Origin of the sequence: Shewanella sp. SM87 (genome assembly GCF_025653705.1) — a bacterium.
Lineage (GTDB): Bacteria > Pseudomonadota > Gammaproteobacteria > Enterobacterales > Shewanellaceae > Shewanella > Shewanella oncorhynchi.
In genome coordinates this window covers 14,896-41,377 of record NZ_JAKKSC010000030.1, presented here as the reverse complement: position 1 = coordinate 41,377, position 26,482 = coordinate 14,896, and the positions used below count along the sequence as shown (strand labels likewise).

The following is a 26,482-nucleotide window of genomic DNA, read 5'->3' as shown; positions in this document are numbered from 1 at the left end:
AAATGTCCTCGTTATGAACTTAAGCCATCATCAACTAAATGGAAGCATAAAATGACTCAATCAATTATCAACAGCACAATCAAACCATTCAAAGCCACTGCATTCCACAATGGTGAGTTCGTTCCAGTAACTGAACAAGACCTGTTAGGTAAATGGTCTGTTGTCTTCTTCTACCCAGCAGATTTTACCTTTGTTTGCCCAACTGAATTAGGCGACATGGCTGATCACTACGAAAAACTGCAAGGAATGGGCGTTGAAGTTTACTCAGTATCAACTGACACACACTTCACTCACAAAGCATGGCATGACACGTCAGACACCATCAAAAAGATCAACTTCCCAATGCTGGCTGACCCAACAGGCACTATCAGCCGTAACTTCGGCGTGATGATTGAAGAAGACGGTTTAGCACTGCGTGGTACTTTCGTGATTAACCCAGAAGGCCAAATCAAGGTCAGCGAAGTTCACGATTTAGGCATCGGCCGTAGCGCTCAAGAGCTAGTTCGTAAAATTCAAGCAGCTCAATATGTTGCTACTCACGATGGCGAAGTTTGCCCAGCTAAATGGCAACCAGGTGACGAAACATTAGCACCGTCTTTAGACCTCGTTGGCAAAATCTAATTTAGCCTGCAAAGCGTCAACCCCGCCAGTCTAGCGTCCCAAGCTGATTGGCGTTACAGCCGACACAGTTGTAGCGCCACGCAGCAAAGGATTAAGCCCGCCCCTGCAAGGGCCTAGACTGGCCCCCTTTTTCTCCCTTTTACGCGATTTTGGAGTCATCACATGTTAGATGCGAATTTAAAAAATCAACTGCAAACCTATCTGCAAAACCTCAAGAGACCAGTTGAACTTGTCGTGTCTGCAGATGAAAGTAGAAAGTCTCAAGAATTAAAAAGCTTAGCGCAAGACATTGTCAGCCTATCTTCTCTGGTGAGCCTGAAAGAAGTTCAGGGCGAACGCATCCCGGCGATGACAGTGATTAACCCAGAGATTAATACGCAAATCAGCTTTGCTGGTCTGCCTATGGGTCACGAATTTACCTCACTCGTGCTGGCATTACTGCACACGGGTGGACACCCAATCAAACTCAGCGATGATATTATTGAGCAGATCCGCAATCTGCCAGGCAAATATGCCTTTGAAACTTACGTCTCACTGACCTGCCAAAACTGCCCAGACGTAGTACAGGCACTGAACATGATGGCGGCCATTAACCCGAATATCACCAACGTGATGATCGATGGTGCCCTGTTCCAAGAAGAAGTAACCAGCAAAAACATTATGGCTGTGCCTTCTGTCTACTTAAATGGCGAAGTGTTTGCAGCTGGCCGTATCAGCATTGGCGAGATCCTCAATAAACTGGATACCAATGCCGCAAGCCGTAAGGCCGATGAAATTAATGAAAAAGCGCCATTCGAAGTCTTAGTCGTCGGCGGCGGCCCAGCCGGCGCAGCAGCCGCTATTTATGCAGCACGTAAAGGACTTCGCACCGGTATTGTTGCCGACAAGTTTGGCGGACAAGTGGCTGAAACCGTCGGTATCGAGAACTTTATTTCGGTCAAAGCGACCGAAGGTCCAAAACTAGTAGCAAACCTTGAAGCCCATGTAAGAGACTACGAAGTCGACATCATGGACAACCAAAAGGCAGTGTCGTTATCAACAGATGGCTTGTTCGAGCTTGAACTGGCAAGCGGCGCTAAATTACGTAGCCGTACCGTATTGTTAGCCACAGGTGCCCGCTGGCGTGAGATGAACGTCCCCGGCGAGAAAGAATACCGTGGCAAAGGCGTCGCATACTGCCCACATTGTGATGGCCCGTTATTTAAGGGCAAGCGTGTGGCGGTGATCGGCGGCGGTAACTCAGGTATCGAAGCGGCTATCGATCTTGCGAACATAGTAGAACATGTGACTGTGCTGGAATTTGATAAAACCCTGCGCGCCGACGATGTACTGCAACGTAAAGCGGCTTCTATGGGTAACATTAAAATCATTACCCAAGCCATGACCACTGAAGTGACTGGCGATGGTACTCGGGTTAATGGCCTGAACTACACAGACAGAGCCACTGGCGAGAGTCACCATGTCGCACTTGCAGGTATCTTCGTGCAGATTGGGCTAGTACCGAATGCGGAATGGTTGAAGGGCACGATCGATTTAACCCCAAGGGGCGAGATCATAGTCGATGAGCGCGGGCAAACCTCAGTCCCAGGTATTTTTGCCGCAGGTGATGTCACTAACTCACCTTTCAAGCAAATTATCATTGCCATGGGCAGCGGCGCGACCGCATCACTGGGCGCATTTGATTACTTAATTCGCCACAGCGATGAAGAAACCGCCGCGACCAAAGCCGCTTAAGGCTTCGTCAACAGACATCAAAGCTAACGCAAAAATAGCCAGCAAATGCTGGCTATTTTTTTGATGTTAACTAAGGTATTGATAAGGCTTAGCAGGCCTAATTTGCATGAGCATTTCAGGGGGATCGACCGCGTTGAAACCAAACTGGGCGTAGAGTCCATGGGCATCGCGGGTGGCTAACATTATCCGTCTTAAACCTTGTAATTCAGGATGTTCCATAATTGATGTCATCATCAACTTACTTAAGCCTAAGCCACGGTGCGACTCAAGTACAAACACATCGGCAAGATAGGCAAAAGTGGCTTTATCTGTGATTAAGCGGCCAAAAGCCACTTGTTGATTGTCCTTATCAAATACCCCAAAACACAGGCTATTGGCTAACGCTTTTTGTAGCAGCGCCTTTGGCATGCCCTGCGCCCAATAGCTATTACTAATAAAGCCATGGATAACCTCAAGATTCATTTCAGCTTGATCTGTACTGACTCTGTATCCTGTTTCCTGCAGCATTTTCCTTTCTCCGAAATTTTCCGTTAACGTCAGTTCAGGTGTTATTGGCACTCATAAATATCATAAATGCCATCGCTAATAACACCACTTTAGCTAACGAATACAAAGCCCCCGCTAAAGTGCCACCGCCATGATAACTAAAGGCTAAGTGGCGATTGATTTCATACTTAAAGGATTTAGCTAAATAACGGTAAGCGAGAAAGTAAAACAAGGAGGCTGCGGGCCAAATCCCCATAAGCAGCATTTGCCCCTGAGCCTTAGTAGTGAGTAAGGTTGAGATAAACGGTACACTTAAGCAGATAACATATATCCAAGCAAAACGCTTAAGTAGCTGGCGAATTTTTTTATCGGATAATGATTTCAACTTAACTCCTTGTCATCTTACATAGCTTCGATTTGCTCAACCATAAGTTGCAGCGAAAAATTGCCGCGATACTCATTCACATCGAGTTTATACACAACACGGGCATGATTAATCGTCGCATCTGGCCAAGTGTACAAATCCACATTAAAAGCAATCGCATCGAGCATCACAGTGCCGCATTGGGTTTCAAGTACGAGCTTAAGGTGGCGCTCACCGACAAGACGTTGTTGCACTATCGTAAAGTAACCATCGAATAACGGCTCTTCGAAAGCTTGTCCCCAAGGCCCCGCATTGCGCAGTAACTGAGCCATTTCAAGATTCAACTCTGCGGGAGTGAGCTCGCCATCGGACCAAAGCTCACCCGTTAACAACTCAGGTTTAAGCTGCTCACGCACCGCATCATCATAGGCTTTGGCAAAAGTAGCAAAACTGCCCGCTTTGAGCGATAAACCCGCCGCCATTGCATGACCACCAAATTTGATAATCAGTCCCGGATGGCGAGTGTTCACTAACTCCAATAAGTCGCGCATATGCAAGCCTTTGATCGAACGCGCCGAGCCTTTAATTTCACCATTGCCCGCATCGGCAAAGGCAATCACGGGTCTATGGTATTTGTCTTTAATGCGCGAGGCCAAAATCCCGATCACGCCTTGATGCCAATCCTCTTGAAATAAGGCAATCCCCCAAGGCAACTCGGCTTCGTTAAGCTTTAAGTGCTCTAGGCTTTTTAAGGCTTCCTGCTGCATGCCGACTTCCAGCTCACGACGTTCTTGATTCAATCCGTCAAGCTCTGCCGCCATGCGCCGTGCATACATCATGTCTTCGCAGAGTAAGGTTTCAACCCCAAGTGCCATTTCATCTAGTCGCCCTGCGGCATTCAGTCTAGGGCCTACGGCAAAACCAAAGTCAGATGCGACAATGCGCGCCGGATTTCGCTTCGCCACTTCAAGCAACGCAGTAATCCCCACACGGCAACGCCCGGCTCGCACGCGCTGCAAACCTGCTTCAACCAAAATACGATTATTGGCATCGAGTGACACCACATCGGCAACGGTGCCAAGGGCAACGATATCGAGTAATGTGCCTAAATTAGGCTCAGAAATACCATGGGTTTGATACCAGTTTCGCGTCCGTAATTCAGCCCTTAATGCCGTCATCAAATAAAAGGCCACGCCGACACCCGCTATCGATTTACTGGCAAATGGACAGCCCGGTTGGTTAGGGTTCACTATCGCATCGGCAGCGGGTAACTCATGGCCGGGTAAATGATGGTCGGTAATCACCACTTGCATACCAAAGGCTTTGGCCGCCGCAACACCGTCAATTGATGAAATACCATTATCAACTGTGATGAGTAGCTCAGCCTGTTTGGAAGCCGCAACTGCAACAATTTCAGGGCTTAAGCCGTAGCCGTAATCGAAGCGATTGGGGATCAAATAATCCACTCTCACCGCGCCCATCATCCGCAGCGCCAACATACACACACTGGTCGATGTGGCGCCGTCTGCGTCAAAGTCACCCACGATCAGAATCGACTTATTCGCCTGCATGGCATCGGCAATAAGCGCCGCAGCTTCAGGCAGGCCCTTCATGGTTTCAGGTCTTAATAGACCCTTAAGGACAAGTTCGCATTCGTGGGTGAGCGCACCACGGCGAGCGTAAAGCTGCTTCAATAGCGGCGAAAGATGAGCAGGTAAATGGCTATCATCAACGGTTGGGCGACGGACTATCTTATGGATCAAGGGACTCAAACTCTCATGAAATCGTGGCAATAAGATAACAAAAAGGTGAGCCTTAAGCTCACCTTTCGTGGGATAAATTTTACATTTTAGACTGTTACTGACGTGCCTCTAAGGTGCGCAATAAGTCTTCAGGCGGTTGATAACCAGGGATCATATTGCCATCTTCTAATACGATTGCAGGTGTACCATTGACACCAAAGGTTGTGCCTAAAGCATATTGCTCGGCAATTTTAGCATCACATGTTGCCGCGGCAACTTTGCTGCCCGCTTTAGCATCAGTCATGGCTTTTAATGGATCTTTAGCACACCAGATAGCTTGCATCTCGTCGGCATTAGCTGACGGCACACCCGCGCGCGGGAAGGCTAAGTAACGCACTGTAATACCAAGTTTATTGTAGTCAGACATTTGGCTATGCAATTTACGGCAATAACCACAGCTAACATCGGTAAATACAGTGACCACGTGTTTTTCGTTTTTCGCTTTATAGACAAGCATATTCTCTTCAAGCGGCTTCATCATTTCTAAACGCGGACCCGCTAATGCGGCTTCGGTTAAGTTTTTCATGCCCTTATCGATATCATACACACTACCGTGGAATAGTTTTGAACCATCACGGCTAATATAGAGCACGCCGCGGTTGGTCATGGCTTGATACAAGCCCTCAATTGGTGAGTCCTGCATAGAAATGACTTCAACATCTAACATCTCACCGAGTTTTTGCTTAATCGCAGCGGTATCGGGAGACGTCGCAGTGGCAGCGCTGGCAAGTGGTGCAACTAGGAGGGCAAAAACTAAGGATAATGCTGGGGTCAACTTCATGGGACATCCTATAAATTGTGTCGCTACAACGAGATATTGGGGCCGTTCTAACTCGAGATATTCAATAGACCCTGTATAGGGGCAAAAAGTTACAGACAAGCCGCGCGGAAAGCAAATTTATGCTGTAACTAAATCCTTTTTTAGCCTCTAGGATGATGCTGTTGATGCAATTCCTGCAATCTTGCCCGTGCTACATGGGTATAAATCTGTGTCGTCGATAAGTCGCTGTGACCTAATAACAGTTGGACAACCCGCAGATCGGCACCGTGATTGAGCAAATGAGTGGCAAAAGCATGGCGTAAAGTGTGCGGTGATAATGCAGTTTCAATCCCCGCACGCAGAGCATAAAGTTTAATCCGATGCCAAAAAGTTTGCCGCGTCATCATCTGCCCGCGTTTCGACGGAAATACCACATCAGATTGTTTATTACCGAGCAACTCTTGGCGAGCAAATTTCATGTAGCCCTCCACTTCGGTAATAGCCAATTCCCCCAGCGGCACAAGACGCTCTTTGCCACCCTTGCCCACAATACGTACTAAGCCTTGGCGCAAACTCATTTGCTCCATGGTCAAGCCGACAAGTTCACTCACCCTGAGGCCAGTTGCATACAAAAGCTCTAGCATTGCCTTGTCACGGCATTCGACGGCATCATCCACATTGGGCTCAGACAGTAAACGGTCAACCTGCGACTCACTCAGAGAATCCGGCAAATGGCGCGTTAACTTAGGTGACTCTACTAAGGCCATAGGATCAGCTGAAATCTGCTTGGTCTGCACCAGATAAGTATAGAAACGCCGTAAGCTGCTGAGCAGCCGAGCGCTACTGGTACGCGCAAAATTCTGCTCAACTCTAAAGGCCAGATATGCCCTAACATCGGCCTGAGAAACCGCGAGTAACGTCACACCTTGCTGACCTTGATAACGATCAAAATGGCGTAAATCGGTACGATAGGCCGATAGCGTGTTATCACTCAATCCCTTGCTTGACCAAAGATCATCAAGAAAAGCATCGATAAGTGGATCTGGCATATAAGTTTTAGGCACAAATACTCCATAAAAAAACGGCGTAATCAAATGATACGCCGTTGATATTAATTTAAATATGTCTAAGCCTGCATAAGCTTAACTGAGTTAAGCATAAAGACGAGAACTCAAATGCAAAGCCTAGGCTGCAGCCGTTTGACCACGGCCACGGCCGAATACTAAACACAGTGCAATCGTCGCAATGGTCGGCAATAACCAAGCCATACCTTCTTCATAGAGTGGCAGCTTAGATAACACTGGAGACATAACATTCACTATATGGATAAAAACCTGTGCTAAGCCATTCATGGCTTGACCATCAGCGTCAGTCAAACTTTTCGCTGCCACTTTAAGACCATCGAAGATGCCGAAAAACAGTGCCACGCTCAGTACTGCACGATGTGCAAACTGTGGATTCGCAAAATAAGCGGTCAGGAAAGTCACAACCACAAGAGCAATAGCCACAGGATAAATCGTCATTAATACGGGAATACTAATAGCAATCAACTGACTTAGGCCCACGTTCGCAATCACAGCGCATATCAAGCTTAAAAAGATCACGAGGAAACGGTAAGACAGTTTAGGCATCAGCTCATTAAAGAACTCAGAACACGCACTCACCAGCCCAACCGCAGTGGTTAAACAAGCTAAAGTCACGACTGATGACAACAAGACTGAGCCTAGTTCACCAAACTCACGGGTCACGTAATTTGTTAATATTTCGCCGCCATTTTTAGCACCGATGGCGATATCGCCGGCGGTTGCACCTAAAAAGAACAAGGACACATACACAAAAGTTAAACCAGCGGCGGCGATAAAGGCTGCACGAATGAGATACTTAGTTTGATCACTCGGTTGGTCAATGCCCTTTTTACGCAGGATATCAATAATCAACATACCAAACATCAAGGATGCTAACGTATCCATAGTGTTATAGCCTTCCAAAATACCTTTGGTCAGCGGATGCTGTTGGTAATCCCCCACAGCTTGGCCCACTTCGGATGCAGGTAAAAACAGCACTGAAACGGCTAATCCGACCAACAAAATCAATAAAATAGGCGTTAATACTTTACCTACGCTATCGAGCAACTTACCAGGGAAAAGCGCCAGCAACATAGTGACAGCGAAGAAACCTAATGTGTATAGCAGTTGCGTCAGGTTTAATTCCAAACTGCCCAGCAAAAACGTTGCCGTAGTGTCATCGATAAATGGCTTAGCGCCAATCTCGTAAGCCACTAATCCCGTACGCGGCGCAGCAAAAGCAGGGCCGATAATAATGTAAATCGCGACGGCCAATGTCGTTGCTGCAAATACTGGCAGCATAGCCATAACCTTACCTTGAGCCTTAGCGACAGCAATCAGTCCAACTAAAGGTAAACCTACGGCGGTAATCAAAAAACCCAACATGGCGAGGGGCATATTTTCGCCCGCTAACATACCCGCGAATGGTGGAAAAATTAGGTTTCCCGCACCTAAAAAGAACGCAAAGGTCATAAAACCTAAGCCTAATGTATCTCCGATACTCATCTGATTGTCTTGCACTGGAAGCCCCATCTTGTCTTATTGTTTTTTTACAAACTTAAGTGATTATGTGTCGATTAGCCATAGCTAAAACAAAGCCCATCCGGAGTGCAAATCTATGTTTACACAATTCCGTGGTAAATATGTTCGATATCTGCCGAGTTTATAAACGATGGCGAACGTTTATGTAGCCTAACTGACGACTAATTCACCAACAAACTCGTTTACCTATCCGTTAATCTTAAAAGTGATTAAAAATGGGGGCGAAACTAATACCAGACTTAAAGCATCAATACAAGACAACAAGTCCGTTCAGGCAAAAAAAGCTAAATAATGCTAATTAACTGCTAATAAAAGGTTTCTAAGGCAATAAATTAAAGCGTTAATTAAGTGAAATCAGTATTACCACGTAAAATAGTAAATGATTTGGCGACACACATTCATACAGCTAGGACAGATGCGACTGTTTAAAAACATTAGCTAAAAACGAGGGCTAGAATTAGAATATTGCGCGCCCAATATTGGGCCTAAATCACTTTAGAACGGCAAAATTAACTCCCCATGGCATTCACTTTTAAACAATTTCATATCGATGACATGAATTGCGGCATGGCCGTAGGCACAGACAGCGTCGTCCTTGGGGCATGGGCACAACTGACCACCGCGACATCAATCTTAGATATAGGCGCAGGCAGCGGCTTACTCAGTTTAATGGCAGCTCAGCGCAGTCAAGCACATATCACCAGTGTCGAATTAGACACCAATGCCGCCCATGCTTGCCAACATAACTTCCACAATAGTCCTTGGGCTAATCGACTGACCTTAGTTAATTGCAGCATCCAAGACTTTTGCCAACAAACTGAGTATCAAGGGTATTTTGATCACATAATTTGTAATCCCCCCTATTTTGAGCAAGGCACGCAAGCGATACAATCCCAGCGCGCTATGGCCCGTCACACAGATAGCTTAAGCTTTACCGCACTACTCGATGCCATTCATGTGTGCCTAGCACCGCAAGGAAAGGCAAGTCTCATATTACCAATGCAGAGTATGGCCCGTTTCGACGAAATACTAACGCACTCTCAGCTCAATTTTATTGAAATAACCAACCTTATCAGCATTGTAGGAAAAAGTGCTAATCGAGTGCTCTGCGTGCTCGCCCACAAGACTCATCCACAAATGACTCCAAAGCTCAGTGATATCACTATTCGTGAAAGTTCAGGCCAATACACACAAACCATGGTGCAATTGATCCAAGATTTTTACCTTAAATACTGATATCGAGTCCAATCCTGACACCTTAAGTAAAGCTAGCTAAGTTTGGCAAATTTAACGAAAGGTCCAATTCTCCACAAATTAAATGCTAATACATTGACCTAAAAGTAATTAACTTATGCCAATTACCATAAAACTTTACTGACACAGAAGATAAACACAGGAGATCTAGATAAGTTATTTAAGTTAACCGCCATAACCTTTATAATGCTTCGCTATTATCCGTCGAGACGCTGCGCATGCAATTTGAAGATTTCCAGCTTGACCCTAGCTTATTAGAGTCGCTTAATGCCATGGGGCATCATTCACCCACAACGATTCAGCAAGAAACGATTCCTTACGCCCTAGAGCAAAGAGATATTCTTGCGCGCGCCCCGACAGGAACAGGTAAAACAGCGAGCTTTTTACTGCCGTCGCTACAACATTTGATCGACTTTCCCCGTCGTTTTGCTGGACAAGCAAGAGTGCTAATCCTCACGCCAACCCGTGAGTTAGCTAGCCAAATCCACCGTTATGCGAGTCACCTAGCCACGGGCCAAGGTTTAGATATTGCTATCGTTACTGGCGGCGTTCCTTATGGACCACAGGAAGAAGCCTTAGCAGGCAACGTCGATATTCTGGTCGCGACCCCAGGCCGCCTGATGGAATATTTAGACAAAGGCAATTTCAATGCACAAGAAGTCGATATCTTAATTATCGACGAAGCCGATCGCATGTTAGACATGGGCTTCTCTTCTGTGGTGCAAGCCATTGCTATTGAGGCCCAAGGCCGCAAACAGAACATGCTGTTCTCTGCCACCTTAGAAGGCGGCGGTGTACAACGTTTTGCCCGTGAAGTGTTAAACGACCCGATTGAAATCGATGTTGAAGCCCCTCGCAGTGAAAAAGCCAAGATCCACCAATGGATCCACTTAGCCGATGATAAAGAGCATAAATTTGCGCTGTTGTGCCATTTGCTACGCCAAGAAGATGTCAAACGGACTATCGTATTTGTGAAAACCCGCGACATCGTTTCTAGCCTAGAAGGCCAGTTACTGAAAGTCGGTATTCCCTGCGCCTTTATGCGTGGCGATATGGAACAGAAGAAACGCTTCCAAGCCTTGAGTCGCTTTACTAAAGGTGAAGTCAATGTCTTGTTGGCGACCGATGTGGCTGCACGCGGTATTGATATCGACGATATCACTCATGTGATCAACTTCGATATGCCACGTTCTGCCGACACTTATATCCACCGCATTGGCCGTACTGGCCGCGCTGGCGCAAAAGGTACCGCGATTTCGCTTGCCGAAGCCCACGACATGCGTATCGTCGGTAAAATCGAGCGTTATATCGAGCAACCGTTGAAACGCCGCGTGATCGAAGAGCTGCGTCCAAAGAATAAAGAAGCGCGCACACCGGGTAAGAAAAAAGCCAAAGTGAAAGCGAAAGAAGCTGCGAAGAAAACGAGCAAGAAAGAAGCGGCAAAGAAAGCGAGTAAAATCGCCCGTAAGAAAAAGTAACACCCGCTTAAATTCACCAAACTAAAGCCGCTATATGCGGCTTTTTTATTACCAAAATATAACTTACGTGGGTGATTTTACTAAAAATATCCTGCTATGTTTAATTATATAGAATGAAATGCGGCGGATTTAGAGCAGTTAACCCCAATACGTATTCATTCTTATTTCAATATATTCCAATTACCTAACTGAACCTTTCATCACCTTTCTGCTCTAATTTTCGCCCAAATATCGATGCATGATGAGCATATCTGTCGCGGCATCACTTTTAGAAACATTTAATTTACAAAAATAAATTTATTGGCGTGGCCGACTCTGCTACTTTAACCCCATTACGCGATTAGCATGGATTTAACCATTATATGATGAAGACCCTACTGAGGAGACTGTCTCCTTTTCTTATTCTGCTGCTGTTTGTCTTTGGCGCAGCCTTATTAATGCAAACGAAGGAGGCGCCAGAACAAAAACCTGAAGAGATGCCCATTCCTATCGTTGATGTCACGCAAGTGACTCAGCAAACAGTATCGCTAAACTTACCTTCCTACGGCGTGGTTACCCCAAAGTATAAAACACAACTCGTAACCGAAGTTCAAGGCAGAATGCTCACTATCTCCCCTCATTTTGTTGCAGGTGGCATAGTCAAGAAAGGCGAACAATTAGCGCAAATCGAGCCCTCAGATTACGAGGCTGACTTAATGCAAGCCGAAGCGACGCTGGCCCAAGCCACCGCCGCACTGAACGAAGAAATAGCCCGTGGTGAAGTCGCTAAAATCGAATTCAAAGGCTACGATAAGGGCTTGCCCCCTGAGTTAGGTCTACGTATCCCGCAACTCAAAAAAGAACAAGCTAACGTAAAATATGCGCAGGCAGCACTGGCGCGTGCCCAACGTAACCTTGAGCGCACAGTTATTCGTGCGCCCTTTGACGGCATAATCAAAGTTAGAAATGTCGATTTAGGTCAATACGTTAGCTTAGGCACTAATCTAGGTGAGCTCTACGATACTCGCGTTGCCGAAATCCGCTTACCCATTTCTAATGATGATTTAGCCTATCTAGAGTCTGTCGATAATCCCGATACCCAAGTCACGCTTAGCGCCTCTTTGGCGGGCAAAGAAAATACTTGGGAAGGCAATATTATCCGCAGTGAAGGTGTTATCGATGCCGAAAATCGCATGGTGTATTTAGTCGCAGAAATCAAAGATCCCTATCTGCGCGCGAATAAAGTGCCAGGTAGCTTACCACTTAAATACGGTAGCTTCGTCAATGCAGTCATCAAGGGCCGCACTGTCGATGGCATAGTTAAATTACCCCACCATGTGGTTCGTAACGACCAAGTCGCCCTAGTCAACGACAAAAATATCATTTAAATGCGCCAAGTAAATGTGGTTCGTAGTGATTTAGAAAATGTGTTCATCAAAGACAGTCTAAAAACGGGTGAACGCGTCGCTACGACCCACTTCAACAGTATGGCAAATGGGCAAATGGTCAAAATCTTAGGAGAAGCGGCATTGCCCACTGAGACACCAAAAGAAAATACTCCTGAATCGAGTCTTGCGGCCGCTGGAGTCAAATAATGGACACTCAAAAAGGGATCTTAGCTTGGTTCGCCCGCAACAGTGTGGCCGCGAACTTATTAATGTGTGTTCTGCTCATCGGCGGCCTGTTCAGCAGTATTTTGATTAATAAAGAGGTTTTTCCTTCTTTCGAACTCAATTTATTAAATATTTCCGTCGCCTATCCGGGTGCGGCGCCACAGGAAATCGAAGAAGGCATCAACATCAAGATTGAAGAAGCCATCCAAGATATCAACGGCATCAAGAAAGTGACTTCTGTGGCTAGCGAAGGCGTTGGCTCGATTACCGTTGAAGTTGAAGACGGTTACGAAGTGCAGACCATTCTCGATGAAGCCAAACTGCGGTTAGATGCAATTTCAACCTTCCCAGTGAACATCGAAAAACCGAATATCTCTCAAATCAAACCTGAGAATAACGTCATTTGGGTGTCTGTTTATGGCGATATGACACTCCACGATATGAAAGAATTGGCTAAATCGGTTCGTGACGATTTAACCCAACTCCCCGCGGTAACCCGTGCGAAAGTCACAGGGGTGCGCGATTATGAAATCGGTATTGAAGTTTCTGAGAATAAGTTACGAGAGTACGGCTTGACCTTCTCACAAGTCGCATTAGCAGTGCAAAACTCCTCCTTAGACTTACCAGGTGGCTCTATTCGTGCTCAAGATGGCGATATTCTATTGCGCACCAAAGGCCAAGCCTACACGGGCGATGACTTTGCCAATATAGTCGTCACAACTCGCGCAGACGGTAGCCGCGTGATGCTGCCACAAGTGGCGACCATCAAAGATGATTTTGAAGAACGTTTGGAATATACCCGCTTTAACGGCAAACCCGCTGCGATTATTGAAGTTACCAGCATTGATGATCAAAACGCCTTAGACATTGCAGACCAAGTCAAACAGTACGTAGAGCAGCGCCGCGCCACACTGCCAGCGAACGCTCAACTCGATACTTGGGGTGATATGACCCACTATCTCCAGGGCCGCTTAGACATGATGATGTCGAACATGTTTTACGGTGCCTTGTTGGTGTTTATCATCTTAGCCATGTTCCTCGATCTGAAGTTAGCATTTTGGGTCATGATGGGGATACCCGTGTGTTTCCTCGGCACTATGTTGGTCATGCCGCTCGAACCTTTCTCCATGACGATCAACATGTTGACCCTATTCGCTTTTATCTTGGTGCTCGGAATAGTGGTGGATGATGCCATAGTCATCGGCGAGAGTGCCTACACAGAGGTCGAACGCCACGGTCACTCGGTTGAGAACGTGATCCGCGGCGCGCAAAAAGTGGCGATGCCCGCGACCTTCGGGGTCTTAACCACAATTGCGGCATTTATTCCCATGTTAATGGTTTCTGGCCCTATGGGGATTATCTGGAAATCCATCGGTATGGTGGTCATCCTCTGTTTAGCCTTCTCACTGGTAGAGTCTAAATTCATTCTGCCAGCGCATTTAGCGCACATGAAGTTTAAAAAACCTGGCGCACCAAAGGGATTCTTTGGCCACCTAAAAGCCAATTTTAACGACAGAGTGCAATACTTTATTCACCACAGTTATCGCAACTTCCTCGAGCGCTGTATCAAACACAGATACAACGTGGTCGCGGCCTTTATCGGTGTATTAATTCTGTCTATTGCCTTAGTCGCCAGTGGCAAAGTGCGCTGGGTATTTTTCCCAGACATTCCCTCAGACTTTATTCAAGTTGAACTTGAGATGGATGAAGGCAGCTCCGAAGGAAACACCTTAAAAGTAGTACAGAGCATAGAAGAAGCCCTGTACAAGATGAACGAAAAAATGGAGAAAGATAACGGTTATCAAGTGGTGAAGCACAGCTTTATCAATATGAGCTCCCGTACCTCTGCCTTTATTTTTGCCGAACTGACGAAAGGGGAAGACCGTGAAGTCGATGGCGTGACGATTGCTGCCGCGTGGCGTGAACAATTGCCTGAGCTTTTGTCGGTTAAAAAACTCAGTTTTAACGCGAGCACCAACGATGCCGGCGGCGATATTTCCTTCAGATTGACCTCGAGTGACCTCGATGAGCTGTCCGCAGCCTCTAAAGAGTTGAAGCAAAAACTCGCCAGCTATGAAGGCGTGTACGATATTGCCGACAACTTCTCCTCGGGCAGCCATGAAATTCGCCTGAAGATACGTCCAGAGGCAGAAGCCCTAGGCTTGACCCTTTCCGATTTAGCCCGCCAAGTGCGTTACGGTTTCTATGGTTATGAAGCCCAACGTATTTTACGTAATAAAGAAGAAATCAAGGTAATGGTGCGCTATCCATTAGAGCAGCGCCGCACTGTGGGTTATCTTGAAAATATGCTGATCCGCACGCCAACGGGCACTTCGGTTCCCTTCTCGACCGTGGCACAAATTGAAAAAGGTGAATCCTACGCCTCAATTACCCGTGTTGACGGCAAGCGAGCGATTACCATCACGGCAAATGCCAACAAAAACATCGTTGAACCTTCAAAAGTAGTGCAAGAAATCCAAAAAGATTACCTGCCACAATTGCAGGCCAAGTACCCTAAAATCCAAACTGCACTGGACGGTGGCAGTTTGGATGAACAGAATGCCATGGTCGGTTTGATGCAAGGCTTCTTCTTTGCGCTGTTCACCATTTATGCTTTGATGGCCGTGCCACTTAAATCCTACAGTCAGCCGTTAATCATCATGTCTGTGATCCCCTTCGGGATTATCGGCGCTCTGTTTGGTCACTTAATTCAGGGACTCGCGATGAGCGTGTTAAGTCTCTGCGGCATAGTGGCATTAGCAGGTGTGGTGGTGAACGACTCCTTGATTTTGGTGGACTTTGTGAACCGTGCGCGGGAGCAAGGGCAATCGGTCAGGCAGGCGGCGGTCGATTCAGGCTGTTATCGTTTTAGGGCGATCATCCTGACGTCACTCACCACCTTCGTCGGCTTAGTGCCTATTATTCTCGAACGTAGTTTGCAGGCGCAAATTGTGATCCCTATGGCGACATCCCTCGCCTTCGGTATCCTGTTCTCGACCGTTGTGACGCTAATTTTAGTACCCTTGCTGTACATCATACTCGACGACGTTAAGCGCACTAGCAGCCGCTTCTTCCATTGGTGGTGGCAGCCTAAAAAAGACCATGAAGTGGACTTTACACCTGAGCATTTAGAGCCGCCAGTCCCCACTGACTATAAAAAAGACTATCTATAGGAAGTTAACTAGAAGCAGTTAATCAATATCTTGAACCTTAAAAAGAGAGCTTAGGCTCTCTTTTTAATCCTCAGTGCGAGTCAATAACCTCTCAATCATCTATGTCATTTTGAGTCTGCCGCGAGTGGCTTGAGCTTTCAAGTTGCGATCTAGTTGACAGTTATCGCATCAGGCTTTCGCTACACTGTGTTTAAGTCGTCAGCTATCGTTAGAATGAAACCCATCATTATGTCTGAGCATCTGCACAAGCAAAGTATTGATAAACCACAAGTTATAACCACAGAAACCCTAGCGAACGGTCATATAACAGATGAAGTTTGCACAAATGAAACCTGTGCGACTGAAACGCTTGTCTATGATATTCGTCGCAGTCGCTACCTTAATATTACAGGTCGCTGTACCCTGCGCTGCGCGTTTTGTCCAAAACATAATGGCAGTAAACAGATCCACGAATATCAACTGGCACTGTGTCACCAACCTAAGCCCGAAGAAATTATTCCACTGCTTGGCGATGTTAAAGACTTCGAAGAATATGTGTTTTGTGGCTATGGTGAACCAACCTTAAATCTTCCAACCTTGCTGGCGGTGGCGAAAGAAATTAAACAAAGAGGCGGGCGAGTACGCATTAATACCGATGGTTTAGGTAATTTAGTCCATAGGCGCAATATTTTGCCAGAACTGGCTAACTGCGTTGATAGTTTATCCATTTCCCTTAATGCGGATAATGAAGCCGCCTATATGGAACATTGTCGCCCCAAACTCGCCGGTTCTTATGCCGCCGTACATGCTTTCATCGCATTAGCGCCACACTATATTGAAACGGTACAAGTTTCAGCCATCGAAGGATTAGCGGGGGTTGATATCGACATCTGTCGTGAACAAGTTGAGTCCTACGGCTGCGAATTCAAGCATCGCATATTAGGCGCCTTAGGCTAAACGGCATTCTAATACAGCCAAAATCGACTCAAACACCCAAGCAGATAACACTGTCGATTACGTGAGTGGTACATGTGTGAATCGTCTTAACTTTTACTCAAGGAATCTTGCTGAGTAACTTGGCACTGTCGTAACAATTCTTTCGTGTTAACATAGCGAAATTAACAGTTCACCCACTCATAATCGGTTCATGCTGAAGAATAACCCAAGCACGTATCCCGCTGCGCCACTGCTCTCTTTAACTCAAGGGATCTATTGGTCGCATCAACGCTTACTCGCTATTGCAAGCCAGCTTTCTATGCTGGTGATTGGCATGATTATTTTAACTCACTTAATCATTACGTTAGGTGAACGACGCCTGCAAGAAGAGTGGGCAACGCAAAGATACAGTGAACTGCAAACCATAGGCTCATTGATCGCAGATAAAGTGTCTTTTCAGCAATTTCGAACCCAAATTTTCGCCAATGGGGAACTGCTAAAACAATACTTAAGCAATCCTACCGCCAAGCAACAACTTAAATTGCAGGAAAACTGGCAAGATCTAGTAAAACATATTCCTGAGTTACTCGGCATTGCACTGTACGATCCCCAAGGTAACTATAAATTCTCAACTCCCCCTAATTTCAATAAAGATGCCTTACCACCGACCTTACTTGGAGCGAGTCGGAGCATGGGTGGCAAAGAAGTTTATACCTCACCGCTGGAATTTGTTCCGATAGACGGCATGCTTGAACCTTATATGTATCAAATGGCGTGGCTCGAGAAGCCCGATCAGAGTTCTATCGGTTATCTGGTGACGTACAACTCTATGGTAAAAATGCTGGAGGCCATAAAACCAGCCTTTTCGAGCAATAAGTCCCCTATGTTAGTGCTTGATACTCAAGGATTACTCTATGCTGGCGCGAGCGATCTCGCCCCTCTAAGCAATATGCCAGAGACCTTAGGAGCAAGTTTAAGACAGAGCTATCCGGCCCTGTGGCGCGATATGTCCATGAGCAACTTTGGACAATTCCACGGTGAAGAAGCCACTTATGTTTACCTTAAAATCGAACTAACTGCCCAACCTGAGACTCACAGAGAATATTTTTTACTCTCCTATGTGCGCAACTCAGACATAGCTGCTCGTTTCTCACAATGGCAAAACATTGTCATTGTGGCATCGTTAATATTAACGGTTTTAGCCGCTTGGGTTGTACTACTCAGCCACATGTATCGCTTACAACAGCGTTCACGCCAATACAGTATTGATGTTGCTAATGGCTTATTTAATAGTGACATCGGCTTTATGATGGTAAACGAAAATGCCAGAGTCATCAGTGCCAATACTAAAGCGGCACAAGCGACCTTAGTACCATTAGATGAACTGACAGACCGAAGCCTACAGCGTACCTTATGCCTCGATGATAAAACCTACACGGAGTTAATGGAGCAGGTACATAAAACCGGTCAATGGTCTGGTGAAATCAGTCTAGAGAGTATTGATGGCCCTACTTTACGCGTTCATATCCGCCAAGCACCAAGGGCGAGCCGAGGCTCACCACATCTATTAATCACCCTTGAGGACATCAGTGAGTTAATCAGCAGCAAACAAAATGCTTTTCTCAGTGAGCTTTTATGCGATAACACAGTCGCGACAGCCCTCACAGATGCTAACGGTAAACTGATTAAAATCAATCCTGTATTCGATGCGTTAATGCAACTCAATGGCGATTTAAATCAAGATTTAGCGTCATTACTCGCGAATGATTTAGGCAATCAATGGCAGAGGATCAGCGCTCAGATAGCCATGCAAGGTCAGTGGCAAGGGCAAATTCTATGCTCACCTAAACAGGCGCATTCCAATTGTTTGCAAGCCACATTGAAGGGCCATGTGGCCGCCGATGGTGAGATTGATTATATCGTCTGCACTTTAGAGCAAGCCGCCGAGCGTGGTCGAGGCACAGAGAAGCGTAACCTTGTACCCCATCGCAGTACTATTCTGCTGAATTTGGCAGATTTAGAACGTTACTTTAACTCTCTGCCGCCACCAAGCCGTCTCAGTTCAAGCTTACTGTTAATGGATATCAATCCAGAGGGCATGCTAAGCCACATGAGTGATATCGACCAACTGGCAAATCGTCAGCAAGAAATAGAAGTGCAATTATTGCTTGAAATTCCAGCTAATTATCAAATTCTGCATTGGCAGCTAGGGAAGCTCATTGTGATGTTACCTGACACAGACGCCACCCATGCGCACAACTTTGCCCTCAATATGATGGAAAAGCTCAATGGTAATGGCTTAGGGGAAGGTATTAGTATTGGTATTGCGGGTTATCAAGAAGGCCAGACATTAGAGCAATATTTGAATAATGCCGAAATCGCCCTAAAACGGGCGAAGCAAAATAACGATCAAAATATCGGTCAAGCCTTTACTCGTCATCAATCGTAGATTCGGGTGCATTAACTGAGTCAGGCAACTGACTCTGGGTAATTTCTATGATTGCCGAGCGGTTCATGGTGATTTTATAGCGGATATACTGCGGGGCTTCGCGCCCATCACGCAACACTAAAATCAGGTTGACTTGATAGCGCCGCTCAACCGATTCATAACTAATTTTGCCCTCAACTTCCTTATAAATCTTCGCTTTACCCCGTTCTAAATAACGGGCAAAAGGCACTAAGCTAAAGCTCACTTGCTCTTGAATAGTCGAATATCCCGCTTGGAATTCACTCTGATTCACCTTAGTGGCGATTTTATAGTGCAGAATTTCCGCATCGACCTTATTTTGACTATGTCTGTGCTTTAGAATGTCACTGACTTTTTCAGGTAGATCTTGCTGACGCATAAACTCAAGCCATACCAACTGCTTAGCGATAACCGCCTGACTCGTAGTATCCCGTAAAATGCGGCTCCAACGTGGTCGACCCCGCTGAATAAATCGCCACATGGCATTGCGCACATCGTCCTTAAAGATTTCCCTAAAACCGTAGATCACGGCCAAGGTCAGCACTAGCGCAATAGTAAAACCACTAAAGGCGCCCTGCGCTTGAATTATCAACGCAGACACCACCAACATCACTAACGCGGTTGCCAGTCCTGTCGTAAACTTTTTAAGGCCAATCCCTAAAGGCTTTAACTCTTCTTTGAGTACCACACCTTGTTGGATTAAACGGCGCAACAACAACATCTTGTTAGAGATACGGTTAGGATCTTGCTTAGTTTGCGCAGAGTTGTACTTATGCTCATCACGATAGGCACATTCATTACGACATAGCGTGAGTACCCGCTCTAAAATATCGTTGAAATCACTGGTACGAGTGGCATAAGCGAGCACTTTGAGTAACTGCTGCTCACAAAACCAAGACAAGTAGTTATCAGCATTTTCAAAGTAAGATTTCCATTTGGGATCACCTGGTTCGTTACGACGAAACTTTTTCAGCAACTGGGCAATTTGTTCGCGTAATTCGTCGAGGGCAAAATAAAAATGGGTTACATCTGTGATTTGATTGAGTTCTTTAACATCGTTTTCAACCGCAACCGCAAACTGATAGGCGAAGAGATTTAGGTACAACCTGAACTCTTCAACAGTACGTCGATTTAAACTGGCAAAACGCCCCTGCACCAGAGGTAAGTGCAAGCCTTCTGAATAGTATGAGCGACGTCCAACTATTGAGCTGTAGTAGTATTCTTCTTCATTGAGCGTGCGCGAGCCTATGCCCATTTCCTTAGGTAAAAAGAAATAGAGATCAAGCTGACGATTATCGCCCTTTTCCATCTGATGGCTGAACTTAATCGACAGGGATTCTTCTTGCTTTACACGTATCTTAGACACAACACCCTTTTCATGAATCCCTCACTGGAGACTCACCACAGTAATCACAAATCAATGAGCACTAATCTTAACTGAAATAAACTCAAATTCACTGATTAAATTCGACTATTTACGATTCTGCATCCACAAATGGTATTGCTAGGCTGAAAAAGGACCACGGCATAATCTTTGGTGTCATCCATATCTAACACCTCGATACTGAGATTGTGCATTTCTGAGTCATTAAAATGTAAGCTGCTGATATAGGATAGATATTTCATATGTTCTGGCCAATTTTTTTGCTTTTCAATTTCAGATTCCGTTTTCGTTTTAACGGTAACTTTATAGGTCATGCTATTGGCCTCAATACTGTCGACTTTGCCTTGCATTAAAATATTGCCCGCACTCGTACCGTCAATATTAAAGTAACGATAATTGATCTGCGTATTGTCAGCGGCAATCAAAACATCCACGAGTAGGTAAAATTTACCGTCACTGCTAACACTCGAGCTGCCGCTAGGATTGGCACTAGAATGGCGGTCGAATAATTCAGAGCTGCAATTTAAAATCATCGTCTGATTGGTAGCCGACTGTTTGTATATCACACCGCAGGCCATAATCAATGCCGACAAGATAACAATATTAATCGTCCACTTTAGCCATTTAGCCACAGATGTTAACCTCCTGCAGCCAAGCAGCATCGATGAAGGTTTTCGGTCGAGTGAAATCACTGATTTTAATATTACGGATCACTGACTGACCGAGTTTTTCGCCTCGAAAAGTAATATTAAGCACTTGTTTATCATGGGACAAAGAAGCATAAACATCAGCCCAATCACTTTGACCGCAGGCGATTAATCCTGCACTTAAGCGCTCACCTAATTCGAAGAGTAAGGTGTTATTAGTATTGGAATCAGCAAATAAGTGTAATCGTACTTGCTGGCCTGAAGCCAAAGGTAATATTGAGGTCATAAGTGCTTGGGTTGGCTTGCTGTGATCCGTATGATTCAAATAAAACACCGAAAACGCTAACATAAACCCGAATAACACTAAGGCACTCCACAAAGGCACTGTGTGCAATCTGAGGTAATTAACACCTCTAAACTCAGTCCCATTAGATGGTTGGAGTAAATAACCTTGGCCTTTCACGGTTTCAATCAAGCCCTCATATTGAGGTCCAAGAAAGCTGCGAAGCATAAAAACAGCACGGGCCACAGAGGTATCAGTTAGCGGCGGATGCTTTCCATCCCCCGTCTTCAGCATGTGCTTAGAAACCAACTTACCTTGATGCTCAACAAGCAAATTAAGTACTTGTAACTCGGCTCGAGGAAGATGCCAAGATTCATCGCGAGACAACTCAATCAGTATGCCTCGTTCCCGATCAAACCTGCAGTCTCCCAATTGCATCAACATCCACTCAACTCCATAAAAACACAAAGTTAAGTCTATGCAAACTAACTAATGATTAATGTGATCTTGCTAACCCAAGTCAGCAAATAGTTAATTTTCGTGAGACGACCCCCAAGTTCAGCGCTATTAGGCAAAAACATGCGTTAACTCACAGGAATAAATGCCATTTAGCACATGGTAAATTCGGCATAAATTTACATAAATATAACAAAAATCGGGACGATGAGCACTTTGCAATCTGTTTAGTTAATTAAAATACATAATTTAAGTCGGTTAATTCTATTGTAGTGACGCTATTTACCGCTCATGTAAAAGGCAAATATCCTCCGGCGTAAATCACAATATTTATCTCAAGCATGCTTAGAATTTACGCCATCAATTTATCTTTAGCATTTGATAAATAGAAGTAATCCTACATAGAGGAAATACATAATGAGCATAAATAGACGTCAAGCATTAACCCGTATTATTGGTATTAGCACCGCTGCGGCAGGTGCAACACTCATGGGAACATCGGTTCTCGCGGCAACGAATGCCGATGGTCAATATCAATTAGCGATAGGTGAGAAACTTAAATACGTTCCACTTGATGCAATGGCAACAGCAAAACTGGCCTATGAAACGGGTGGTGGTTGTATGCACCAAGTTTTTCATGCCGTTGTGACTATGCTAGCCCAATCTAATAGTGCCGATGCAGACAAGTTCAAAACAATTCCAACGGCATTAGCCGCCTATGGTTTTGCAGGGGTAACGGGTCAAGGCACGCTCTGCGGTAATCTTAATGCGATAGGCATGTTAGTGAATATTTTAGATGACATTAATGGTCACAATAACGCCGTGATAGCTAATACCTTCCGCTACTACGAAAATACAACGCTCCCTTTATCTTCACCTGAATTTGTTACTGGTATTGGCTCGACAGCAGAAAAAACGGCTCTTGTGGGCAGTTCATCAAAAGCCAAGAGCGTGTTATGTCACTCATCTATCAGTAACTGGTCAAAGGCTTCTGGCTTACCATTCGCGAAAAAAGGTGAACGCTGCTACCGCTTATCCGCGTCTATGGCTTATTACCTAGTAGATGTATTGAATCGTGCCTATCAAGGGGAGAATATCGGCACCCTTGTTGGTAGTAAGCCAACACCAGATGCGCAAGATTGCCAAACTTGTCATGGTAGCACTAGCACACTAGGCTCAGCGGCAAGTGTAAAGACAGACATGGAATGCACCACTTGCCATACAGGGCATTTCAATTAAGGAGACTGTGATGAAATACCCATTACTCACATTGACCCTCGCGACATTAATGCTCGTAGGATGTGGCAGTGACAGCAATAACACTGAGCCTGAAACGCCGCAGCCACCTCCCGTCGAAAATGCAGTAAACATTGATGAAGCAACGCAAATAAATCTCAAGCTTGAGCAATTTGACTCGAGTACAGGGACAATTCAATTTTCACTGACGAATGCGCAACAAGAAGCGATCACTGCAGCAAAAACCTATGATATTTACTATTTTGGGTTCCCCGACAAAGCCAAGGAATCCTCGAATCCGAAGGCATGGAAACACTGGCATGTTACCCAAAATTATCGTTGCCAAAGTCTTGGAGAATGCAGCGGTAAATTAACCGAAGTCACAAGCGGTCAATATCAATTTGAGATAGCTGGCTTAGATTGGGCTCAGCAGGATCCAAGTGGTTCAGTGGCACAAATTAAAGTCGCGATTCAGATCTACGGTGCAAAAGCCAATAACGAGCTGGATTTAATCCAAGTTCTACCGCAATAATCCTTCCCATGACATATCCAAACAAATAGAGGCATCCATCGGATGCCTCTATTTTATTCATTGATATCTAGACGTTATGCGATTGAATTTTGTTAGCTCGATGTTGTTCGCTAAATAATTCGCGATATTATCCGCTACAAAACGACTCACAAACACCAATACAGCCCAAAAGGTGAATGAGCAGTACTTTTATTTAGAACATCGCAGCATTGAGCCACATATGTACTAAAATGCTCGCGATATAACCCAGCGCAATGACAGGTGTCCAACGCAAATGGGCACCAAAGGTGTAAATCCCCCTAGCTTGTCCCATTAACGCGACCCCTGCAGCACTGCCAATTGACAATAAACTGCCCCCAACTCCTGCGGTTAACGTTACCAGTAACCATTGGCCTAAGGCCATCTCAGGGTTCATCGTCAACACAGCAAACATCACCGGAATATTATCAACAACAGAAGACAACAGACCGATAGCCACGTTGGCATAAGTCGTATCCCAATTGGAATACAAAGCCTCAGATACTAAGCTCAAGTACCCCATAAAGCCAAGGCCACCCACACATAGCACTACACCATAAAAGAACAACAGGGTATCCCATTCAGCACGGGAGATCCTGCTAAACACATCGAAGGGCACCACACTACCAAGCTGCTGAAGACGCTGCTCGTCCTGACGCAATTCAGCCTTTGCACGTTCGCGGGCAACGGAACGATTGAAGGTTTTACGCAGATAAAAACCAAAGAATTGTAAGAAACCTAATCCCGTCATCATACCCAATACAGGCGGCATACCTAAGAAGGAATGAGCACACACTGCCGTAGCGATTGTGAGTAAAAACAACGCAACAATTCGCTTAGCACCCGGCTTAGTATAAACATGCTCTTTTTCTGGCTCTGGCACGAAATGTGGAATAAACACACTCATAATGGCAGCGGGTAATGCAAAGTTCACTAAAGCAGGAATAAACAGATGGAAGAAATCGCTAAAGTGCACTAATCCTTTTTGCCACACCATTAAGGTCGTGATATCACCAAACGGGCTAAACGCGCCACCCGCATTAGCCGCAACAACAATGTTGATACAGGCTAGGGTGATAAACTTGCGTTGCCCTGCCCCCACTTTCATCACCACGGCACACATCAATAGTGCAGTCGTTAAATTATCTGCCACGGGTGAGATAAAGAACGCCATAAACCCCGTCAACCAAAATACGGTTCTTAGACTAAACCCACGGCCAACAAGCCAACCACGAATGGCATCAAATAAATTTCGCTCTTCCATAGCATTGATATAAGTCATCGCCACGAGTAAGAAGAGTAGAAGCTCAGCATATTCAAGCAAGTTATGTTTGAATGCTGCTTCCGACACTTCAGACATACCATTTTGTACATACACAAAACCTATCATGCCCCAGATAATCCCTGCTGCGACCAGCACAGGTTTCGACTTGCGTAAATGTAACGACTCCTCAGCCATCACCATTATGTATGCAAGTACAAACACAAAGACGGCAACATAACCCACACTCGATGCGGTTAAATTAAGCCGTTCTATCCCTTCTGTCATAGCCCATGCTGCAGGTGAGAATCCGCTCAATATTGCAACGCAGAATAGACTCCATAACGCCATTCCACTGCCTTTAAACAACCGCTGTAATTTCATTAAAGTTCATCTCTACGTAGGAAATTAGTCGAAAATTACCATAGCTTCGGCATAGTAAATGTTGATAAAACGCAACTTTCTATGCATTACCCTATAACCAAAGGCGTTTAAAACATTAATTTTTGTATAACTACAGCGATAACTAATAAAGAAACATTTAACTTAGTCTAAAAAGAGCCAATAAAAAAGCACCTCAAAGGTGCTTTTTAGTTTCTAAATCAGTGTCACAGCATTAGAAGGAATATAACAAGGTCATATTGGTTTCTGTATCTGTACTTTTCTTATTATCCAACGGCTCGCTGTTGTAGCGCACAATAATGGCAAACTTCATTGCTAATGCGCCGATAATATTCGCCGTTAACGAAGTTTCAGAGCGGGCATCGAGCTTATCACCGTAATCTGCAACGAAACGTTGTTGGAATTTAGAGGTGTCAGTGATTTCGGTTTCAAAGTTGATCACACCGTGAGCAACGACGCTGTCATTGGTGTCATGGCCTTCGATAAGTGCTTGCTCTGTATCAAGACGCTGATAGATATAACCTGGACCGACTTCGACATCTAAAAAGGTCTTACTAGTATCATAGAATCTATAACCATAACCCGCTGCGCCAGATAGCGTGTAATCATAACCTGTGAACGGATCAACTTCATAATTACCGTTAGCAAACAAGTAGCTACGATCTGTCATCTTGTAGTTACCTTGTGCGCCCGCTAAATAGCGTTTCGCGGTAACAGAACCTGTATCCTCTTTATATAAACCTTCGAGTAAGTACTGATTCTCCCAATCGCCAAGCTCATGCTTAAGATTTAAACGTCCTTTGAATGATGAGGTTTCAGTGTTACCTGTGGTTAAGGTTGCACCAAGTTCAGCTTCACCTGCGAATGTCTCATCGCCTTTTACAAAATCGGCCCCAGCTGTCGCCATAAAAGGTGCAGTCATTAATAGTGCTGCGGTCAGTACTTTCTTCATGTTTATCCGTTCCTGTTCCGTTAAATCCAATCCCTATAAATATCTGTTCGTCCCAGCGA

General features: G+C 45.3%; 20 protein-coding genes and 1 pseudogene. 10 read left to right on the top strand and 11 right to left on the bottom strand.

Translation table 11 applies throughout. The features are described 5' to 3' along the window. The first annotated feature begins 51 nt into the window (after positions 1 to 51). Both ahpC and ahpF read left to right on the top strand, forming a co-directional pair. Positions 52 to 621, top strand: a complete 570-nt coding sequence (gene ahpC / locus L5M11_RS19240) for an alkyl hydroperoxide reductase subunit C (protein ID WP_105250080.1) — start codon at positions 52 to 54, stop codon at positions 619 to 621. Between the two features lie 162 nt (positions 622 to 783). Then, on the top strand, positions 784 to 2,355 hold the full coding sequence (gene ahpF / locus L5M11_RS19235; RefSeq protein WP_263193016.1) for an alkyl hydroperoxide reductase subunit F: 1,572 nt from the start codon (positions 784 to 786) through the stop codon (positions 2,353 to 2,355). Positions 2,356 to 2,421: 66 nt separating this feature from the next. Here ahpF and L5M11_RS19230 read toward each other — a convergent pair whose 3' ends face one another. From L5M11_RS19230 to brnQ, 6 genes are all read right to left on the bottom strand, one after another. Further along, positions 2,422 to 2,862, bottom strand: coding sequence for a GNAT family N-acetyltransferase (locus tag L5M11_RS19230; protein WP_173497328.1), 441 nt, complete (start codon positions 2,860 to 2,862; stop codon positions 2,422 to 2,424). A 34-nt stretch (positions 2,863 to 2,896) separates the two neighbouring features. Next, positions 2,897 to 3,226, bottom strand: a complete 330-nt coding sequence (locus tag L5M11_RS19225) for a hypothetical protein (protein ID WP_105250083.1) — start codon at positions 3,224 to 3,226, stop codon at positions 2,897 to 2,899. Positions 3,227 to 3,243: 17 nt separating this feature from the next. Beyond that, positions 3,244 to 4,968 carry a single-stranded-DNA-specific exonuclease RecJ gene (gene recJ / locus L5M11_RS19220; protein ID WP_263193013.1) on the bottom strand — a complete coding sequence of 575 codons (1,725 nt, stop codon included), beginning with the start codon at positions 4,966 to 4,968 and terminating at the stop codon, positions 3,244 to 3,246. Positions 4,969 to 5,062: 94 nt separating this feature from the next. Further along, positions 5,063 to 5,788 (bottom strand): bifunctional protein-disulfide isomerase/oxidoreductase DsbC, encoded by a 726-nt coding sequence (dsbC, locus tag L5M11_RS19215; RefSeq protein ID WP_105250085.1) that lies wholly within the window; start codon positions 5,786 to 5,788, stop codon positions 5,063 to 5,065. Positions 5,789 to 5,928: 140 nt separating this feature from the next. Next, positions 5,929 to 6,831 carry a site-specific tyrosine recombinase XerD gene (gene xerD, locus L5M11_RS19210; RefSeq protein WP_105250086.1) on the bottom strand — a complete coding sequence of 301 codons (903 nt, stop codon included), beginning with the start codon at positions 6,829 to 6,831 and terminating at the stop codon, positions 5,929 to 5,931. 120 nt (positions 6,832 to 6,951) lie between these two features. After that, positions 6,952 to 8,364, bottom strand: coding sequence for a branched-chain amino acid transport system II carrier protein (gene brnQ / locus L5M11_RS19205; RefSeq protein WP_263193012.1), 1,413 nt, complete (start codon positions 8,362 to 8,364; stop codon positions 6,952 to 6,954). A 528-nt stretch (positions 8,365 to 8,892) separates the two neighbouring features. Between brnQ and L5M11_RS19200 the strand changes: the two genes are divergently transcribed. The 6 genes and pseudogenes from L5M11_RS19200 to L5M11_RS19175 all read left to right on the top strand — a co-directional run bounded on the left by L5M11_RS19200 (position 8,893) and on the right by L5M11_RS19175 (position 19,234). Further along, the gene (locus L5M11_RS19200; RefSeq protein WP_263193011.1) at positions 8,893 to 9,609 is read left to right on the top strand and encodes a tRNA1(Val) (adenine(37)-N6)-methyltransferase; all 717 of its coding nucleotides are present in this window, start codon (positions 8,893 to 8,895) and stop codon (positions 9,607 to 9,609) included. Between the two features lie 236 nt (positions 9,610 to 9,845). After that, positions 9,846 to 11,105, top strand: a complete 1,260-nt coding sequence (gene srmB, locus L5M11_RS19195; RefSeq protein ID WP_105250089.1) for an ATP-dependent RNA helicase SrmB — start codon at positions 9,846 to 9,848, stop codon at positions 11,103 to 11,105. A 362-nt stretch (positions 11,106 to 11,467) separates the two neighbouring features. After that, positions 11,468 to 12,679: pseudogene (locus L5M11_RS19190) on the top strand (efflux RND transporter periplasmic adaptor subunit). Continuing rightward, a complete protein-coding gene (locus L5M11_RS19185; RefSeq protein ID WP_028761618.1) occupies positions 12,679 to 15,870 on the top strand; it encodes an efflux RND transporter permease subunit in 3,192 nt (1,063 codons plus the stop codon). The pseudogene L5M11_RS19190 and the gene L5M11_RS19185 overlap by 1 nt, the downstream one beginning before the upstream one ends. Positions 15,871 to 16,098: 228 nt before the next feature. Further along, the gene (locus L5M11_RS19180; RefSeq protein ID WP_263193010.1) at positions 16,099 to 16,806 is read left to right on the top strand and encodes a TatD family nuclease-associated radical SAM protein; all 708 of its coding nucleotides are present in this window, start codon (positions 16,099 to 16,101) and stop codon (positions 16,804 to 16,806) included. Positions 16,807 to 16,996: 190 nt separating this feature from the next. Further along, the gene (locus tag L5M11_RS19175) at positions 16,997 to 19,234 is read left to right on the top strand and encodes a PAS domain-containing protein (protein WP_173246598.1); all 2,238 of its coding nucleotides are present in this window, start codon (positions 16,997 to 16,999) and stop codon (positions 19,232 to 19,234) included. On the opposite strand, the gene L5M11_RS19170 is transcribed toward L5M11_RS19175, so the two are convergent. From L5M11_RS19170 to L5M11_RS19160, 3 genes are all read right to left on the bottom strand, one after another. Then, a complete protein-coding gene (locus tag L5M11_RS19170; protein WP_028761621.1) occupies positions 19,215 to 20,618 on the bottom strand; it encodes a hypothetical protein in 1,404 nt (467 codons plus the stop codon). The genes L5M11_RS19175 and L5M11_RS19170 overlap by 20 nt on opposite strands. A gap of 95 nt (positions 20,619 to 20,713) precedes the next feature. After that, positions 20,714 to 21,268, bottom strand: a complete 555-nt coding sequence (locus L5M11_RS19165) for a hypothetical protein (protein WP_113939813.1) — start codon at positions 21,266 to 21,268, stop codon at positions 20,714 to 20,716. Then, a complete protein-coding gene (locus tag L5M11_RS19160; RefSeq protein WP_105250092.1) occupies positions 21,261 to 22,010 on the bottom strand; it encodes a transcriptional regulator in 750 nt (249 codons plus the stop codon). The genes L5M11_RS19165 and L5M11_RS19160 overlap by 8 nt, the downstream gene beginning before the upstream one ends. Positions 22,011 to 22,439: 429 nt before the next feature. On the opposite strand from L5M11_RS19160, the gene L5M11_RS19155 reads away from it, so the two are divergent. Together L5M11_RS19155 and L5M11_RS19150 are read left to right on the top strand one after the other, a co-directional pair. Then, entirely contained in the window at positions 22,440 to 23,261 is an 822-nt protein-coding gene (locus tag L5M11_RS19155; RefSeq protein WP_263185905.1) for a cytochrome c3 family protein, read from the top strand. A gap of 10 nt (positions 23,262 to 23,271) precedes the next feature. Next, entirely contained in the window at positions 23,272 to 23,790 is a 519-nt protein-coding gene (locus L5M11_RS19150) for a hypothetical protein (protein WP_173497322.1), read from the top strand. Positions 23,791 to 23,983: 193 nt separating this feature from the next. On the opposite strand, the gene nhaD is transcribed toward L5M11_RS19150, so the two are convergent. After that, a complete protein-coding gene (nhaD, locus tag L5M11_RS19145) occupies positions 23,984 to 25,453 on the bottom strand; it encodes a sodium:proton antiporter NhaD (protein WP_173246601.1) in 1,470 nt (489 codons plus the stop codon). Positions 25,454 to 25,685: 232 nt separating this feature from the next. After that, positions 25,686 to 26,423, bottom strand: coding sequence for a YdiY family protein (locus tag L5M11_RS19140; RefSeq protein ID WP_028761626.1), 738 nt, complete (start codon positions 26,421 to 26,423; stop codon positions 25,686 to 25,688). Between the last annotated feature and the right edge of the window lie 59 nt (positions 26,424 to 26,482).